This is a genomic window from Methanosarcina sp. 2.H.T.1A.6, assembly GCF_000979455.1.
Taxonomy (GTDB): domain Archaea; phylum Halobacteriota; class Methanosarcinia; order Methanosarcinales; family Methanosarcinaceae; genus Methanosarcina.
Genome location: NZ_JJOY01000030.1, coordinates 69960 through 86048, shown reverse-complemented (window position 1 = coordinate 86048; position 16089 = coordinate 69960). Strand labels below are relative to the sequence as shown.

Here is a 16089-nt window from a genome sequence, read left to right as displayed (position 1 = left end):
CCTTTTTGACCACCTTTTTGACCACCTTTCTGACCACCTTTCAGATCATTTGTGAATCTTTTTCATCGGATTTTCAGTTCAAGAGTCTCGGATTCTTTCAACCTTTCTTCAGAGTTCATACCCGAGCCCTGCCAGATTCTCCTTAATCTTCTTCTCCAGCTCCCCGGATTTCCTGAACTGCTCCGAAAGTTCAGCAGTCAGTCTTTCCATTTTCTCTTCAAACTCCTCGTCATCCTCTTCGGCTTCTTCAAAACCCACATAACGGCCAGGGGTCAGGATATAATCGTGCTTCTTGATCTCTTCAAGGGTTGCTGACTTGCAGAAGCCCGGCACATCTTCATATTCCCCGCTTTCTATGGTTTCGACTTTTTCCCCTCGCCAGGCGTGGTAAGTGTCGGCAATTTTCCGGACTTCTTCATCTGTAAGTTCGCGGTGGGTGCGGTCCCGCAAAACTCCCATGTTCCGGGCGTCAATAAAAAGGACTTCCCCGCGCCGGTCCCGAAAACCGCTGTTCTGCTTGTCGCGGGCAAGGAACCAGAGGCAGGCCGGGATTGCGGTGTTGTAAAAGAGCTGGCCGGGAAGCGCTATCATGCAGTCCACAAGGTCGGCTTCGATGATGTTTTTCCGGATCTCGCCTTCGCCGGAGGTGTTTGAAGACATTGAGCCGTTCGCCAGGACGAAGCCTGCAATTCCGGTCGGGGAGAGGTGGTGGATGTAGTGCTGGACCCAGGCGAAATTGGCGTTGCCTCTGGGTGGGATTCCGAATTTCCAGCGGGCGTCTTCAGCCAGGAGTTCGCCTTTCCAGTCGGAATCGTTGAAAGGCGGGTTTGAGAGAATAAAATCGGCTTTCAGGTCTTTGTGCAGGTCATTATGGAAGGTGTCGCCCCATTTGATTCCGTCGTTGTCTATGCCCCGGATAGCGAGGTTCATTTTGCAGAGGCGCCAGGTGGTCTGGTTTGATTCCTGGCCGGAAACGGAGATGTTTTCAAGGCGGCCGTCGTGGGCTTCAATGAATTTCTCGCTCTGGACAAACATCCCTCCCGAGCCGCAGCAGGGGTCATAAATCCTGCCTCTGTAGGGCTCAATCATCTCGACAAGGACCCGTACTATGCTCCTTGGGGTGTAGAACTGGCCGCCGCGCTTTCCTTCTGCATCTGCAAACATGCCGAGGAAATATTCGTAGACCCTGCCGAGTACGTCTTTGCTGCGGCTCTCCTTATCACCGAGGCCGATTGTGCCCACAAGGTCGATCAGCTCGCCCAGGCGCTGCTTGTCAAGCCCTTCCCGCGCGTAGTTTTTCGGGAGCACGCCTTTCAGGGTGTTATTATCCCTTTCTATTGCGGTCATGGCATCGTCCACGATTTTTCCTATCGTGGGCTGCTTTGCGTTCTTTTTCAGGTGGCTCCAGCGGGCTTCGGGAGGCACCCAGAAGACGTTTTCTGCGAGGTATTCTTCCGGGTCTTCCGGGTCAGCACCTTCTTCGACTTCCGAGAGCAATTTTTCATGCATCTCCTCAAAAGCATCCGATATGTATTTCAGAAAAATAAGGCCGAGTACGACGTGCTTGTACTCCGCTGCGTCCATGTTGTTTCTGAGCTTATCTGCTGTCTGCCAGAGTTTTTCTTCAAAACCGAGGTTTGCGCCGTTTGAGCTTGCTGTGTTTTTTGCCATTGATGATCAACACTGTAATGATGGCTTATGATGGCTCAGGATAAGCCGTGAACTGTTATAAAATTGCTGATTATGAGCAGTGGTCAGTGCTTTACATATTGTAGTTTACATAGTGCAGTGATCTATCAGACGCTGCTGTATTTTTAGACAAAAGACCCCCTTTTCAGGCAGTGAATCATAATTTTCCTGATGAGAAAAGATTTATCGGGCAAGTTGCCCTCATAAAAAATATCTTCGGATAAGGCTATCTTCGGATAAAGGCTATCCGGCTTTTCACCTGTTTATACCGGGTCCTTAAATCCGGATCCGTTTGTAATCAGTTTATTTTCTCGATCAGGGCGAGGAAGTTTGTTCTTAATCTTTCTTTTGTGGAGTCCGAAAGGTCATTGAGTTTATCGAGGGCTCTTAGTGCCTGTTCAAAATAGGATTTTGCAAGGGCAGGGTCCATTTCGAGGTAGGTTGCTCCCATGAAAACGTACAGGTAAATGAAGTCGTCGTATTTCTCAGTGAGTTTGCTGTAAATTTCCTGAATCCTCCCAAATTCACCTTTTTCTGACAGTTCGGAGATGTAAAGTCCTGCAAGTTCGTAAAACTCCGGGCCGTTTTCCAGCAGGAAATCGAATTTTTCGGGGTCTTCCATTGAAAGGAACCTGCTTTCCACTTCTGCCATCATCTCTTTTTCGGTCAGCTCTTCTCTTTCATCCCTTTCCTCTACTTCATTTTCTTCTCCATATTCCTCTACAAATTCGAAATAATCTTCCTCGTCCCCTTTCATGAGAATGAGTTCCGCGTGTTTACCGGACAAACCCAGTTTAGCAGCAAGCTGTTTTATGCTCTTCTCATACTCTTCATTCTCTTCTTCTGTGAATAGGTTCATGACGTAAGCTACCCACTTTATGTATGCCTGTTCATCTTCCATCCATGATCTGTTCTCGATAACCTCTAAAATGTAGTCTATTACCAGCTTTAACTCATGGTGGGTTATTGGTTTTTCTTCAAGGAGTTCTATCAGGTTTTTGACAATTTCTTTTTCAAGGTCCTGTTTAAAAAAAGAAACATCTTTGTTGTCGTTTTTTCTGATATTCTTTAATGCCGATACTGCATCCTTATCCTTTATTTTTCTGTCAGCCTCGCAAAAATGCCTGGCAATCGAATATTCTGTTATTCCTATATGCTCGGCGTATTCATACTCTATACCCTGCAGGCTTTTTATCTTCTTCACTGCCGGCGTATCGGGTGCAAGATGCCGGAAAAGTGAGTCTTCCCCCCCTTTAATGGATCGATCTCCAGTTTCATGGTTCATGGCCTTTCTCTCCTTTACTCCTTTCCGTCCTTCTTTTCTTCTTTCTTTTTTTCTTCTCTTCCTTCCTTTTTCTCTTTCTTCTCTTTCTTCTCTTCCTTCCTTTTCTTTCGTGACACCCCATTGTGTTCAGTAAGTGCCCTTAAAACTGAACATGCATCAAAGCCTTCATACATCAAAGTCTTGAAGCCCCGGATTGGAACTTTATTCCCACTCCATCAAAATCTGGTAGCAGCCCGTATGCTCATCAACCTCTTCCCCGGCTGCTCTAAGCCCGCTCTTTTCATAAAAGAGGATAGCTTTTTTGTTATCCCTGTAGGCCTTAAGGGAAAGCCTGCCTTTCAGGGCTTTTGCGTGCTCGAGAAGAGCTTTCCCTGTTCCTTTCCCCTGCGCTTCGGGAGCTACGAAGAGGGCACATACCCTCTCTCCGGCAAGCGACATAAAGCCTGTAATCTTTCCTTCCCGTTCAAAAACATAATTTTCTGCAAGAGGCAGGTACTTTTCCTTCATTGCGGATTTATAAGAAGCCCAGAAAGAAGCTGGCATAAAGGGATGGGCAATGATGGATGCATCGTACCAGATCCTTACCATCTCTTCAAGGTCTGTTTCCCTGTAAGTTCTGATCAATTTATCCTATTCCTCTCTTTTGTTAGGATTATTTTATTGATATAAAATTGAAATTATATCCTTATATCTTGGATGGTGGAATCTATTGGCGATGTGTTACTTTATAGGGCTACATCCTCATCTCCGGTTAAGAGGTTCCTGCTGAGATGATTTCAAAATTCCGATTATTCATGTTTTTGACCTAACGCAGATTTTCCATTAGGCTTGATGATCTTGAATTCTTCACTCTAAAAAATTGGTATGGAAGGATAGAGGTAGTTTTGAAATAAGCTCGCTGGAAAAATATACGGTTAACAGATTCCACGTAGATAGTTCAGTTTATTCAGTTTAATAAGTGCCAGACTGGAGAATTCAGGACAGGATGGTGTTGAAAAAAAGCTCGGTACACTATGTAGAAGTTATGCAGAAAAGAATGGACCGAAAGTGGTTCGGCCGAAAAAGGTTTTTCACGAAAATGGTCCGAGTCAAAAAGAAAAAGTCGGATAATTTCTTTTCGGATAATTTCTTTTCGGATAATTTCTTTTCAGATAATTTCTTATCTTTGATTCTTATCTTTTAATCTGACTCGATCTGCCTGATCAAGTTACTTGCATAGCTTTCGGATATTTTCACCTGCGGGCTGCAGGGTACAACCTTTACCAGTTTTCCAAACTGGGTCACGTACATCTCAGGCCCGTGTGATGTCTTCACTTTTGTGAAAGTGTATCCTTTTGGAAAGGTCATTTTTTTAACCTCCTATACGTAATATGTCGGGCCTGCCATATATACATTTTTCAAATTAATAATCATTATAAATTATGGCTACAGACGTTGAATCTTTTTTAATATTTATCTCATTTGGGAGATAATATATATAAAATAAAAACGACTATTTGTGAGTTATCTGTAAACCTGAAGGTTATTTTTAAGACTCAGTTCACAGGCTTTATCCCTCTCTTTTTTTGTGAAATGATTTCAGAAACCGGTAAATGGACTGACCTTTAATGGTAAACCGGGGAGACAAATAGGGAGCCAAATAAGACAAATAAGACAAATAAGATGTGCACCCGGTATAAACATACAATAAAAAAGAAATAAATTATCGGAATTTTTCCGTTACTTTCAACAGTTCTTCTTCATCTTTTGCCAGGGAGACTATAGCCATTTCCACCATCAGGTTCACGATTCCGTCCGAAAATGCCCTGAAATCAGTCCTGAGTCCTATAACAGGTTTTCCTTTTGCATAGGCATAACCTATTTCCCAGGCTGTCCCGGAATCCACATCCACACCGTCAAGGACTGCGACAACCAGGTCTGATGCATCCACACCTTCCACGCATTTCGTAAATATACATTCCTGATTTTGTCTTTCGCGCTCATGTGCCGCATCTTCTGCGTCTTCCTGGGGCAAAAAAACGGAAAAGCCATTGTTGAGCAGCATATCCTTCAATTTCAGGTTATATTCGAGTTCGGCATGCGTGAAGAGTGGGCCTGCAAGGTATATTCTCTTTTTTTTGCTCAAGTTTCTTTCCTCCTGTCACTCCGGAAGTCAGCACTTATATGAATTTTCTTGCAGGAAATAAGGTTGATAAAGGTAAAATAGTTTGCCTTTTACTACAGTTTTTTCATATCTTTGCTCTTGATTGAAGCTGATATGAACCTGTCCGGAACTGTCTGGAATAAACTTATATATCTATAAATTTAAACTACACTGTCTTAATATTATTTGTACGATTTTCTGTTCAGGGGGTAATATGACGGCCAAACATTTTTCCGTAGTCGCGTTCTCAGATGAAAAAGGAACCGCTCCTGTCATCGGGACGGCACTCTCAATTGCAATTGTTTTCATTCTAGCAGGCCTCGTTTCAGCAGTCATTTTTTCGGGATATGCGGATTCCTTCCACAAAGGGTCACCAGCAGCAAAACTCACGGTGTATTTTTCGGATGATGACAGTTCACTTGAGTTCAAACATGATGGGGGAGATCATCTCTTTTTCGACAGTTCCTCACTATCTGTTATCATGGATATTAATGGGACTTCATACCCGCTCAATGACTCTGCACTGGGCACCCTTGGAGTCGGGGATCACAGGGTGCTTGCTCTGAATAAGAGTGGACTGCCTGCAATGAAACTGGATCCGGAGGATAGGGTTTCTGTAAAGGTGGTTGATTATGAAAGCGGTGCCCTTATTGCAAAGCGTGATCTTGAAGTCAAAAGGCAGATGGTTATAAAGCCGGAATTACCTTTATGAGCGTATTCTTTTCCCCGGTCAATAGTCCTTAGAGCCATCTCTCTGGTTTTTTCGATAACAAGCTTAATTATCTTGTATTGACATTACACTAGCAGTGAGTACTTATGATTAAGGCAGGAATTATAGGAGCTTCCGGATATACAGGAGGAGAACTCCTCCGCTTACTGGTAAACCATCCCGATATCAGGCTCGAGCTGGCAACTTCGCGGAGTCTTGCAGGAAAACCCGTAACAAGCACCCACAGGCATCTCGAAGGTTTTCTGGACTTAAAGTATGAAAATCCGGATCCCGAAGAAATCAGGGAGCGCTGTGATGTTGTGTTTGTGGCGGTGCCTCACGGGACTGCTATGAATTATGTACCTGAACTGCTCGACGGCAGCACAAAGGTGATCGATCTCAGTGCAGACTACAGGCTTGATATCCCGGTATTTGAAAAAATTTATGGAATGGAGCACAAAGACCCCAGAAAGACAGTTTACGGACTGGTAGAACTTCACCCTGAAGCTGCAAAGGAAGAGCTTGTGGCAAATCCGGGCTGTTTTCCTACCGGAGCAACCCTTGCAGCAGCCCCTCTTGCGGCAGCAGGGTTAATCGATATTGCAGTCTTTGATTCCAAAACAGGGATCTCAGGGGCCGGGATTTCGCCTACGGGAACCTCTCATTATCCGAACCTCGCTGAAAACATTATCCCATATAAGCTTACAGCCCACAGGCACAGGGCTGAGATTTTCCAGGAATTGACAAGACTGGACGGAAAGCTTCGGAACATCAGCTTCACTCCCCATGTAATCCCATCCGTCAGGGGGATCTTTACAACTGCTCACCTCTTTACGAAAGAGCCTCTTTCTACTGAAGATGTGCAGGGGATTTATGAGGAGTTTTACAGGAGTAAACCCTTTGTCCGGCTTCCGGGAGGAGTCCCTTCCCTTACTGCTGTCAGGGGATCTAACTTCTGTGACATAGGTTTTGAGGCGGATAAAGAAAATAACAGGGTTGTAGTGCTCTCGGCAATCGATAATCTTGTCAAAGGCGCATCAGGCCAGGCTATCCAGAACATGAACCTTATGTTCGGACTGGCTGAGACTCGCGGACTCTGGCTGCCTGCGGCAGCGCCGTAAAGGTAGAACAGGCGAGAACATATAACTGGTGACGGATTAAAATAAAGAATGGAATTTATCTCTGGGGTAGTCCGATGAAAGTAAAAGATGTCATGAATTCTGACGTTGTCTTCTGCAAGCCTGACAACACAGTCCGGGAAGCTGCAAAGGTTCTGAAGGAAAACAATATCAGTGGAGCTCCTGTCCTTGAGAATGGACAGCTTGTAGGGATAGTAAGTGAGGCTGACCTGCTTGAGCTGCTCGTAATTCCAGAAAAAGGAAACCTCTGGCTTCCAAGCCCTTTTGAAGTTATAGAGGTCCCAATAAGGGAACTCCTTAGCTGGGAAGAAACTAAAAAAATGCTTTCTGATGTTGGTTCTACAAAGGTTGAAGAGATGATGACAAAGGACGTGCACACAATCTCTTCCGAAGCATCTGTTGAAGAAGCCTCTGAACTTATGGTCAGGCACAGGATCAACAGGCTTCCAGTAATGGAAAATAACCATGTGGTTGGAATTGTCACGCGCGGAGATATTATTGAAGGCCTTGCAAAGCTTTGAATGAGGAGTGTTTTCATGAAGCAAATCGAGGGTGGAATATGTGCAGTAAGGGGCGTAACTGCAAACGGGATAAAACCCGGAAAAATGGGAATTGCGGTCATCCTTGCGGAAGGCCCTGCAGCAGGTGTTTTTACAAAGAATAAGGTGGTTGCAGCTCCGGTTATTCTGAGCAAAAAACTGATCGAAACCGAGCAGAGGCTTTCGGCTATAATTGTAAATAGCGGGAATGCCAATGCTTTTACAGGCGATGACGGGTTTCTGGACGCTATAGAAATGGCTTCGACGCTCGCTGAAAAGCTTGACCTCGATCCCGATTCTGTTGCTGTTGCCTCAACCGGGGTGATTGGCAGAAGGCTTGATGTTTCCTGGATCAGGGAACATCTTCCTGAAGTCCTTGAGGGGCTTGGCAGTTCCCCTGAATGCAGCCGGGCAGCTGCAAAGGCGATTATGACCACTGATAAAACCTTAAAAGAGGCGGCTGTGGAACTCGACTGCGGGGTCAGGATAGGGGCAATTGCAAAAGGTTCGGGCATGATCGAGCCCAATATGGGGACCATGCTCTGCTTTGCATACACCGATGCAAAAGTGCCTGCGGATGTCCTTGATGCGGCTCTCAGGAAAGCTGTGGATAAAACCTTCAACATGGTTGTTGTCGACGGCGACACAAGCACAAATGATATGGCGCTTTTCACCTCCACCTGCAAGTCCGGAGTCAAGCCCTGTATGGAGTGCCTCGACGAGTTTGAGGAAGGGCTGATTTACGTGTTCACGGACCTTGCAAAAAAGATGGCAAGGGATGGGGAAGGAGCCACGAAACTTATCGAAGCCAGGGTCATAGGCGCAAAAACTTATGAAGACGCCAGGCTTGCTGCAAAATCTATTGTACGCTCACCTCTGGTCAAGTCCGCAATCTTCGGAAAGGACCCTAACTGGGGTAGGGTTGTGGCTGCTGCCGGATACTCGGGTGCCGAACTTGAGCAGGAAAGGCTTTCCCTATCTTTCTCAGGAGGGGGAGAAGAAGTCGAACTTGTGAAGTCCGGAGAAATTTCCAGGGCTTCAGATCTTGCGCTCCTGAAAAAGATAATGGCAAATGAGGAAATTATCATTACCCTTGACTTTGGAATGGGGGAGGAGTCCGCAACTGCCTGGGGATGCGATCTGACTTACGACTATGTAAGGATTAATGCAGAATATACTACATGATCTAATGTAAAATATACAGCCGGATCTAATGTAAAATGTACAGCCGGATCTAATGTAAAATGTACAGCCGGATCTAATGTAAAATGTACAGCAGGATCTCGAATTCAGATCAACCTGACCTGCCCTCAGGTCTCCAATCTGCACAAAGTTAAATAAAATAAACGTAAAATGGGAAATAGGGAAAATATAAGCAGGATAACCCAGGGTACTCAAAAACCCTGATTTAATTTCCTTTATTTTTTCCTTTATTTTGATTTATTTCCCTTTATTTTCCTTTATTCAAGGTCAATTAAACTTCTTAATTCCGGATACTTTGTTTTATTCCCAGGGGGTTTACGTAAGTGGACATAGAAGAATGGGAACAGCGTCACAAAGAAGCGTTTTACGATGCAAAAGAAGCACTTCCTTATCTGGACGGGATGTTTGTAGCTTATAACAGCAATATCGATGCTATCAGGCACCTGACTGAAGAAGACCTGTCAAAGCTTGTCGGGCTTTTTGATGAGGCTGAAATTCAGGACAGGGTTGCGGTATACCCGAGAGAGATTGCAGAACCTCTGGACTTTGTTGCCCGCCTGCTCATTTCTATGCGGGAAGGGAAAGCCGCAGAAGTGCCTGCATATACCGCAGATACTCATGAATGGCTGAAGGAGCACCTGGGTTTTGACTATGCCCGCATGGGCGGCCAGGCAGGGATTATTTCAAATCTCCTTGCCCGGTTAGAGCTGAAAAAGGTGGTAGCTTATGTTCCCTGGCTTTCTGAGGAGCAGGCAGAATACTTTGCAGCTACGGGCAATCTCCTGCACCCAATGGTGGAAAATGGAAAAGTCTTCCTGAAGCCCCCTGGAGAAGCCTTCAAGCCCGGGACCGGCTCAAAGGTTAACTGGATATTTGAATATTCCAAAGACCTGAATGTGGCCTGCGCCGGGAGCACTTTCAAGGTCCCGAGGGATAATCGCCTGATCATCTCCTCCCGCCCCAAATGGCTTCGCCTGGACATGGATAAACAGATTTACGAACACCTTGACTCCCTCCTCCCGGTTGACGGGGCAATGCTTTCCGGTTATCAGATGATTAAGGAAGAATACGAGGACGGGTCCACCTATAAAGATTATGTTGAACATTCCGTAAAGGTTATTGAAAAGCTGAAGTCCCTGAACCCCGAACTCCGCATTCATGTGGAACTTACATCCATCCAGAACCGGCTGATAAGAAAAGCCATCCTTACGGAAATTGTTGCCATGCATGTCCATTCCCTAGGCCTTGACACCGTGGAGGTGGCAAATGCCCTGAACGTGCTGGGATATGAGGAACTATCGTATTCCGTGATCAAGAAAGGAGAAAACGGGATTATGTCCCTCTACCAGGGGGCTGTCCAGCTCATGAAGGACCTGGACCTTGAGAGAGTCCATGTGCACTCTCTTGGCTTTTACATCTGCATCCTTGCAAAAGGCCACCCTCTAACCCTGAAAGAACAGAGGGACGCCCTGCTCTTTTCCTCGGTTCTGGCAGCTGCCCAGGCCCTCAATGGAAATATCGAGAACCTTACGGAAGCCGAAGCCGGGCTGGAAGTGCCTGTCTCAGTTAAAGGGTTAGAAGATCTCGAAAACTTCAAGCTTTACTGCACAGGAAGAAAGCTCTGCAGTTCGGATGAGTTTGAGTACGGATATATCTACGGGCCGGACCATGATGCTATTCTTATCCCTTCCAAGGTAGTAGACAGGCCTAAAGCTACGGTAGGGATAGGAGATACGATTTCAGCAGGCGCTTTTGCTGCCATGCTTGCGAAGATGAAACAAAAACAGGCAGGAAAATAAATTCTCTGAAAGTTCTCTAAACAAAACTCTCTAAAAATAAATTCCCTAAAAATAAATTCTCTAAACAAAATTCTCTACAAATAAATTCTCTAAAATAAGCCTCATGAGGCAGATTTTCTATCTGCCTCGTCTTGTAATGGATCGAAAAATTCCCAATCTGAGTGCCTGAAAAAGAGGCTGCTTTTCCATTTGAATCTACAGGAACCGGTTAGATGAACATACTTTGCGGTTATAATGTAAACATAGATTCCGTATACCGGATAAGCGGAGCCGAAATCTCGGAGCTGCTGAGTGCTTTTGAAAGGACCGAAATCCTTGAAAAAATAGAAAATCCTCCCGGAAAAATCCTTTCGGAATCCGATTTTGCGGCAGGGCTCGCCTATTGTATGAAAAACGGGTGCGGAGCCGAATGGCTTGTTTTTGAGCAGGCTGTATTTGAGTTTCTGAAGAACCGTTATTTTGATAAATCCCTTGTAAGGATGGGCGGAAACGCCGGGATAATGGCAAATGCCCTTTCCGAACTCGGGGCTTCGAGAGTAGTCCCGAATGTTGCAGTTCCTTCAAAGACCCAGCTTTCTCTATTCTCAGAAAAAGCAGTATATTTCCCGGATGTCCCTCTGCAAACAGAGGAAAAATCGGATTCCGGGTCTGGAAATAACACCTCTTCTCCTTCTTCTTCTTCTTCTCCTTCTTCTTTCAGCAACCAGGATCCCATACATTTCGTTTTTGATTTCTCTGAAGGTGAAACCTTTTCCCTTTACGGGACAGAAATAAGGGCTCCGAGGGAAAACCGTTTCATAGCAACCTGCGACCATTTGAATTTCAGGCTCTTTACCAGCCCTGCTTTTGAGAGCTATGCCCTGAAGCATGCCGGAGAGATGGACGGAGCACTTATCTCAGGTTTTCACCTTCTGCTTGAGACCTATCCTGACGGCAGCACCTACAAAGAGGTCCTTGATAATTCGTTTTCCCGGCTCAAGGCCTGGAAGGCAAAGAACGAAAAGCTCAGGGTCCACGTAGAATTCGGGCATTTTGCAAGCGGGGAAGTTGCAAATGCTGTCTTTCTAAAGTTTGCCGGGACATCAGACAGCATCGGAATGAACGAGGACGAGCTTGCAATGCTTCACAACCTGCACGGAATTCCGGCTGAAGGGATTTTGCGTATGGAAGCCGAAGCTGTAGGAATGGCAGCTTGTAAACTTGCTTCCCTACATGGGCTCGGCAAACTTTTCATTCACACAAGGGAGTTTGTCCTGGCTGCCTTTAAGCCGGATTCCGGAAGCTCTGGTGGTTCTGAAATTTCGGACGAGGGTGAGATTTCAGGGAAATGGGGAGACCGAAAAAGCCCTGCCCTGTTAAAAGCAGCCGAAAAAAATCTTGAAGCCATGGGCTTCGGGCTCAGGTGTGCTGGAGCATATGCGGCTTCAGGCAGGCTCGAAGGGCGGAAATTTGTAGAAAAGGAAGCTTCAAAACTTCAGGAGAGCCCGTTTGGAAGGCAGCAGGTGCGGCTTTTCCTTGAAGCATTCGGCGGAGAAACCTGTGGGCAGGGCGCTTTTGCTCTAATGGAAGGCTACATAATCTGCATACTCCCCACACTGCTCTGCAAATCTCCTCTAACTACTGTGGGGCTCGGGGACACGCTAACTGCAGGAACTTTTCTAAGGGGGCTTGAACTGGATGTACAGGCTTAAGCCCGAAATCTTTAACCTGAACTATACTCTCGATTGCGGACAGGTTTTCCGCTGGAAACAGGATGGGGACTGGTGGACAGGAGTTGTCGGAGACCAGGTTATCCGGCTTTCTCAGGAGGAAGACAGCGGGGAACTGCTTGTCAATTCCAAACTTCCTCCAGAATTTTTATCTCATTATTTCCGGCTGGATGACAACCTGCCTTCGATCTATGAAAGCATAAACAAAGACCTTTTGATAAACAGGGCGATCAGCAAATACAGAGGTCTGCATCTTATCAGACAGGACCCCTGGGAATGCCTGATTTCTTACATGCTCGCAACAGCTTCAAGCATCCCCACAATTCAGAAAAGGATCTGCCTTCTGAGCCAGTTTTTCGGACAGGAGCTCGAAGAAGGATATTTCAGTTTTCCGGACTCCGAGGCTCTTGCAAATGCAGATCTGTCCCTGCTTGACAAATGCAAGCTCGGCTTCAGGGCTGAGCGCATAAAAGAGGCAGCCAGAGAAGTGGCTTCAGGTGAACTTGACCTTAACGTCCTTTTCCGTCTGGAATACAGGTATGCGCGGGAACGCCTTATGAGGATTCGCGGCATAGGGGAAAAGGTTGCTGACTGCGTCCTTCTTTTCGCCTTCGAGAAAATGGAAGCCTTTCCCGTAGATACCCACGTCAGGCAGATTATCCAGCATTACCACATCGATGACAGCTACTTTGAAACCTGCACAAACCTGAGCTGTATGGGAGAATGGGGGCGAGAATACTTCGGCTCCTATTGCGGGTATGCCCAGCAGTACCTCTTTTACCAGAAAAGGATGGAGGGTTTTGTCCCTCTGTATTAATTTCTCTTTACTACCTCTTTTTTATTAATTTCTTTTTAAGCATTTTCCTTAGAATCTGATGAATAAAAATTCTTTTTACAACCATTTCCTCAAAAAAACCCTGAAATCAGAATCCTTTAACCTGCAAATCTCTGCGTCTCCAATGACCTCAAAGCCCTCACTCACGCTCTGATGCACCTGTTTCCCGAGGGAGCAGTTTACAAGCTGTTCTTCAAGAAGCCCTTTTGCCGTGGGGTATTTGCGCTGGATTTCAAAGACATATTTTCCATTTTCGATATAGCCTCCGAAAACATTTTCAGCTCCTTCGTACTTGTCTTTGAACTTCTCAGCGTGCTCTCTGACCCAGACCGGAGGACCAATTCGTTTTTTGATGTTGGGGAGGGTGCCTGAGATAAGTTCGAGCATGATTACTGTCTCGGGGTTCCCTGACCAGACCCCGGTTTTGATCACTGAAAAATCGTATTCGTTCAGGAGGGCAGCTGTCGCCTGTTCCATTTTATAGAGCTGCGGGTAGAGCACGTCTTCGACCACGTCCGGGGTTTTGAAGACAACTGCAAGCTGGGAACTTTTCCGGCTTTCCAGCTTCTCAAGGATTTCTTTGTCTTCAAGCGGCAGGAGCGGGGCAGGGAAAAAGAATTTGAGTTCAGGGTTTGCCAGAAACTCCCTGCAGTGGTCTATAAACATACAGAATTTGTCAAGGGAGAGGGCTGCTGCAACATTCCGCTTCGGGTCGGTCGGGTCTACTATAACAAGAGGCTCGTTATGTCCCATTTCCGAGTGCTGCATAATGTCTATTTTCTGTCCGGGTTTCCAGGTACAGGCTGCTTTTACGGCATTTTCGAAAGAGCCGTAGTGAATGATCAGGAGTTCGGTCAGGTAGCCTGAAAAGCCCTGCGTCCTCAATTCCGAGCCGTAGACTCCGCCTCCGCGCATGAATTGCTTCATAAGCAGGACCTCGTCTTCCCGCCCTTTTATGTGGGTTTTTACAAATTCATTGTGAAAAGGCGTCCTGTCAACTGCGGATTTGAGCTGGCATGCCGAAGCAACCCGGAAGCAGGGGACAAGGTCCACGTCAAAGCCTTTGAAAATAATGTTCAGGTAAGGATGTTCGGCATGGCGGTCTTCGGCATGTTCTGCGTGTTTTGCCACTTCCCTTGCAATTTCCATGCCACTGATTTCCAGTTCTTTTCTCTGTGTTTCTTCAGGAAAGCTGATAAAAACATCAATGTCATGGGTGCCTGAGAGCCAGGTGCCTCTTGCAGCAGAACCGACCATTTTTACTAAAATATCCGATACACAAAGTTTCTCAGCTGCCGCTATTACCTCTGCGGCAAGTTCCTCCTGAACTGCTGTGAGTTTTTTTCTTTCGGCTTCCGTGGGTTTAACCTTTTCAAGTACGGCAAGCTTCAGATCTTCTGGAATGCTGGTGTACGTTTCCATGCCCGGGACGGCTCCATATGTTATTTCTTGATTCTGCAGGATTCTGCAGTTCAGTTATTGATGATTCTGAGATTATTGATGATTCTGAGATTATTGATGATTCTGAGATTAGTAATGGTTATGGAGTTAATTCGTGATTCTGAAATTAATTTGTGATTCTACAGGTCAGAAATCTTCTCTTTTAACTTATAATTTATGGGTCTCCGGGTAGAATTTTAAAAAGGATGGCTATTTCCCAGATTGGAGGGCTGAGGAACCTCTCGAGCGGGATGAATTCTCGGGTATAAAGGTATTCTCCGGAGACTCCGGGGGTACGAATATATGCACACTTTAAATAAAATGGGCAGTATTTCTATTTCCCGAATCTTGCAGGTTTGCAGATTTACCTTCTCTTAATTTTTAGCTCATTTCATGTCCTTGTCATTCTATTTCAAGTCTCATCGGTTCATTCCAAGCTCTATAAAACCCGGTTGTGTTAAAAAATGTTCGTCTGGTTGTACTGGATTATCACTCTAACAATTGCTACCTATGCGTCTGTCTATGTTATAAAAAAAATGCCTGAAAACGGTTTTACCGTGCTCACTGCTTTCTATGTGGTTTATCTGGCGGCTTCCCAGGTCCTTGCCACGCGCATTATTGTATTTGACCTTGGTTTTTACTCTTTCTACGCTCCTGCGGCAGTTTTCATCTATCCTTTTATTGCGCAGGTAGTGGATATGATTAACGAGGTCTACGGGGAGCGGAGAACGCATATTTCCATCCTTATCGCTTTTGCGACCCAGGTATTGTTCGTGCTCTTCATAGGCATGGTTACAAATCTCAGCCCTGCCCCTTTCTTTGAACTGGAGGATGCCTGGAAAAGCCTCTTTGGGCTGAGCATCAGGATTACAATTGCAAGCTGGGTCTCTTTTATGGTCTGTTCGAACCTTGACGCCTGGGTCTTTGCAGCCCTTAAAAAACGCTTTTTTGATAAAGAAAAGAACTTCAAGCATGATACCCTGATAAATCCTTACATCTGGCTCCGTTCAAGTGCAAGTGACATTGTAAATCTCACTCTGGATTCTCTGATCTTTGTTTTCATTGCTTTTTATGGAGTTATGCCAGTTCTCCCTCTGTTTATAGGGCAGCTTATCAGTAAGAATATAATCGGTTTTCTGGATAATCCCTGGTTTGTGCTCTACAAAAAAATGCTTGAAAGGTAAAATATAATGCTTAACGGGAAAAATGTAATATACATTTTATCCCTCCCAATTTTTCTTTTTAAGCTCTTTTAGCTCACAATTTTTCTTTTTAAATTATTTTGTCAAGATATGTTACTTTTTAATCTCTTTTATGCCCTTATTTCTCTTTTATGCCCTTATTTCTCTTTTATGTCCTTATTTCTTTTTTATCTCCTTATTTCTCTTTTTCCGCTATTCTCCTGCCTTTTCCATTATTTCTTATTTCGTTTTTCATTTAATGCTTACAATTACCCAAAAATCTTTATCTTATCCATACAATATCTTTAACTGTATCCAGTTAAATGTTTTAATATTTCTAAAAGTAAACGGGGGCAGCCGGATCCAGGAAAACTTCCGGGGAGTGTTCAGGAAACTTTTTTGTTTCTGTTTTTCTCTC

The 16089-nt window shown here is 45.2% G+C and carries 15 protein-coding genes; 8 read left to right on the top strand and 7 right to left on the bottom strand.

Annotated features, from left to right (window positions below; translation table 11 throughout):
- Positions 1-108 precede the first annotated feature (108 nt).
- From EO98_RS08115 to EO98_RS08095, 6 genes are all read right to left on the bottom strand, one after another.
- Positions 109-1671, bottom strand: a complete 1563-nt coding sequence (locus EO98_RS08115) for a class I SAM-dependent DNA methyltransferase (protein ID WP_048138346.1) — start codon at positions 1669-1671, stop codon at positions 109-111.
- 316 nt (positions 1672-1987) lie between these two features.
- On the bottom strand, positions 1988-2974 hold the full coding sequence (locus EO98_RS08110; protein WP_048138344.1) for a hypothetical protein: 987 nt from the start codon (positions 2972-2974) through the stop codon (positions 1988-1990).
- Between the two features lie 14 nt (positions 2975-2988).
- On the bottom strand, positions 2989-3150 hold the full coding sequence (locus EO98_RS18370) for a hypothetical protein (protein ID WP_156161069.1): 162 nt from the start codon (positions 3148-3150) through the stop codon (positions 2989-2991).
- Positions 3151-3175: 25 nt separating this feature from the next.
- Complete coding sequence (locus EO98_RS08105; protein ID WP_048138343.1) at positions 3176-3598, bottom strand: GNAT family N-acetyltransferase; 423 nt, start codon at positions 3596-3598, stop codon at positions 3176-3178.
- Between the two features lie 555 nt (positions 3599-4153).
- Positions 4154-4321, bottom strand: a complete 168-nt coding sequence (locus tag EO98_RS18365; RefSeq protein WP_156161068.1) for a hypothetical protein — start codon at positions 4319-4321, stop codon at positions 4154-4156.
- A gap of 355 nt (positions 4322-4676) precedes the next feature.
- A complete protein-coding gene (locus tag EO98_RS08095; protein ID WP_048138340.1) occupies positions 4677-5099 on the bottom strand; it encodes a nucleoside 2-deoxyribosyltransferase in 423 nt (140 codons plus the stop codon).
- Between the two features lie 232 nt (positions 5100-5331).
- On the opposite strand from EO98_RS08095, the gene EO98_RS08090 reads away from it, so the two are divergent.
- From EO98_RS08090 to EO98_RS08060, 7 genes are all read left to right on the top strand, one after another.
- Positions 5332-5829: a type IV pilin gene (locus tag EO98_RS08090; protein ID WP_048138338.1), complete on the top strand. Its 498-nt coding sequence runs from the start codon at positions 5332-5334 to the stop codon at positions 5827-5829.
- Positions 5830-5933: 104 nt separating this feature from the next.
- Positions 5934-6947: an N-acetyl-gamma-glutamyl-phosphate reductase gene (argC, locus tag EO98_RS08085; protein WP_048138336.1), complete on the top strand. Its 1014-nt coding sequence runs from the start codon at positions 5934-5936 to the stop codon at positions 6945-6947.
- 74 nt (positions 6948-7021) lie between these two features.
- Entirely contained in the window at positions 7022-7486 is a 465-nt protein-coding gene (locus EO98_RS08080; RefSeq protein ID WP_048138334.1) for a CBS domain-containing protein, read from the top strand.
- Between the two features lie 15 nt (positions 7487-7501).
- Positions 7502-8689 carry a bifunctional ornithine acetyltransferase/N-acetylglutamate synthase gene (gene argJ, locus EO98_RS08075; protein ID WP_048138332.1) on the top strand — a complete coding sequence of 396 codons (1188 nt, stop codon included), beginning with the start codon at positions 7502-7504 and terminating at the stop codon, positions 8687-8689.
- Between the two features lie 341 nt (positions 8690-9030).
- Positions 9031-10506 (top strand): ADP-specific phosphofructokinase, encoded by a 1476-nt coding sequence (pfkC, locus tag EO98_RS08070; RefSeq protein WP_048138330.1) that lies wholly within the window; start codon positions 9031-9033, stop codon positions 10504-10506.
- 212 nt (positions 10507-10718) lie between these two features.
- Entirely contained in the window at positions 10719-12197 is a 1479-nt protein-coding gene (locus EO98_RS08065; protein ID WP_048138328.1) for an ADP-dependent glucokinase/phosphofructokinase, read from the top strand.
- Positions 12184-13032, top strand: a complete 849-nt coding sequence (locus EO98_RS08060) for a DNA-3-methyladenine glycosylase (protein WP_048138326.1) — start codon at positions 12184-12186, stop codon at positions 13030-13032. The genes EO98_RS08065 and EO98_RS08060 overlap by 14 nt, the downstream gene beginning before the upstream one ends.
- Positions 13033-13107: 75 nt before the next feature.
- Here the strand turns inward: EO98_RS08060 and cca are convergent, their stop codons facing one another.
- Positions 13108-14472: a CCA tRNA nucleotidyltransferase gene (gene cca / locus EO98_RS08055; protein ID WP_048138324.1), complete on the bottom strand. Its 1365-nt coding sequence runs from the start codon at positions 14470-14472 to the stop codon at positions 13108-13110.
- Between the two features lie 482 nt (positions 14473-14954).
- Between cca and EO98_RS08050 the strand changes: the two genes are divergently transcribed.
- Positions 14955-15674 carry a queuosine precursor transporter gene (locus EO98_RS08050; RefSeq protein WP_048138322.1) on the top strand — a complete coding sequence of 240 codons (720 nt, stop codon included), beginning with the start codon at positions 14955-14957 and terminating at the stop codon, positions 15672-15674.
- Positions 15675-16089: the final 415 nt, after the last annotated feature.

What these genes read in the sequence shown, in the direction of transcription:
- EO98_RS08060 (WP_048138326.1), top strand. Translation starts at nt 12,184, where the DNA reads ATGTACAGGCTTAAGCCCGAAATCTTTAACCTGAACTATACTCTCGAT.
- EO98_RS08090 (WP_048138338.1), top strand. Translation starts at nt 5,332, where the DNA reads ATGACGGCCAAACATTTTTCCGTAGTCGCGTTCTCAGATGAAAAAGGA.
- EO98_RS08080 (WP_048138334.1), top strand. Translation starts at nt 7,022, where the DNA reads ATGAAAGTAAAAGATGTCATGAATTCTGACGTTGTCTTCTGCAAGCCT.
- argC (WP_048138336.1), top strand. Translation starts at nt 5,934, where the DNA reads ATGATTAAGGCAGGAATTATAGGAGCTTCCGGATATACAGGAGGAGAA.
- EO98_RS08115 (WP_048138346.1), bottom strand. Translation starts at nt 1,671, where the DNA reads ATGGCAAAAAACACAGCAAGCTCAAACGGCGCAAACCTCGGTTTTGAA.
- EO98_RS08050 (WP_048138322.1), top strand. Translation starts at nt 14,955, where the DNA reads ATGTTCGTCTGGTTGTACTGGATTATCACTCTAACAATTGCTACCTAT.
- EO98_RS18365 (WP_156161068.1), bottom strand. Translation starts at nt 4,321, where the DNA reads ATGACCTTTCCAAAAGGATACACTTTCACAAAAGTGAAGACATCACAC.
- cca (WP_048138324.1), bottom strand. Translation starts at nt 14,472, where the DNA reads ATGGAAACGTACACCAGCATTCCAGAAGATCTGAAGCTTGCCGTACTT.
- EO98_RS08110 (WP_048138344.1), bottom strand. Translation starts at nt 2,974, where the DNA reads ATGAACCATGAAACTGGAGATCGATCCATTAAAGGGGGGGAAGACTCA.
- EO98_RS08065 (WP_048138328.1), top strand. Translation starts at nt 10,719, where the DNA reads ATGAACATACTTTGCGGTTATAATGTAAACATAGATTCCGTATACCGG.
- argJ (WP_048138332.1), top strand. Translation starts at nt 7,502, where the DNA reads ATGAAGCAAATCGAGGGTGGAATATGTGCAGTAAGGGGCGTAACTGCA.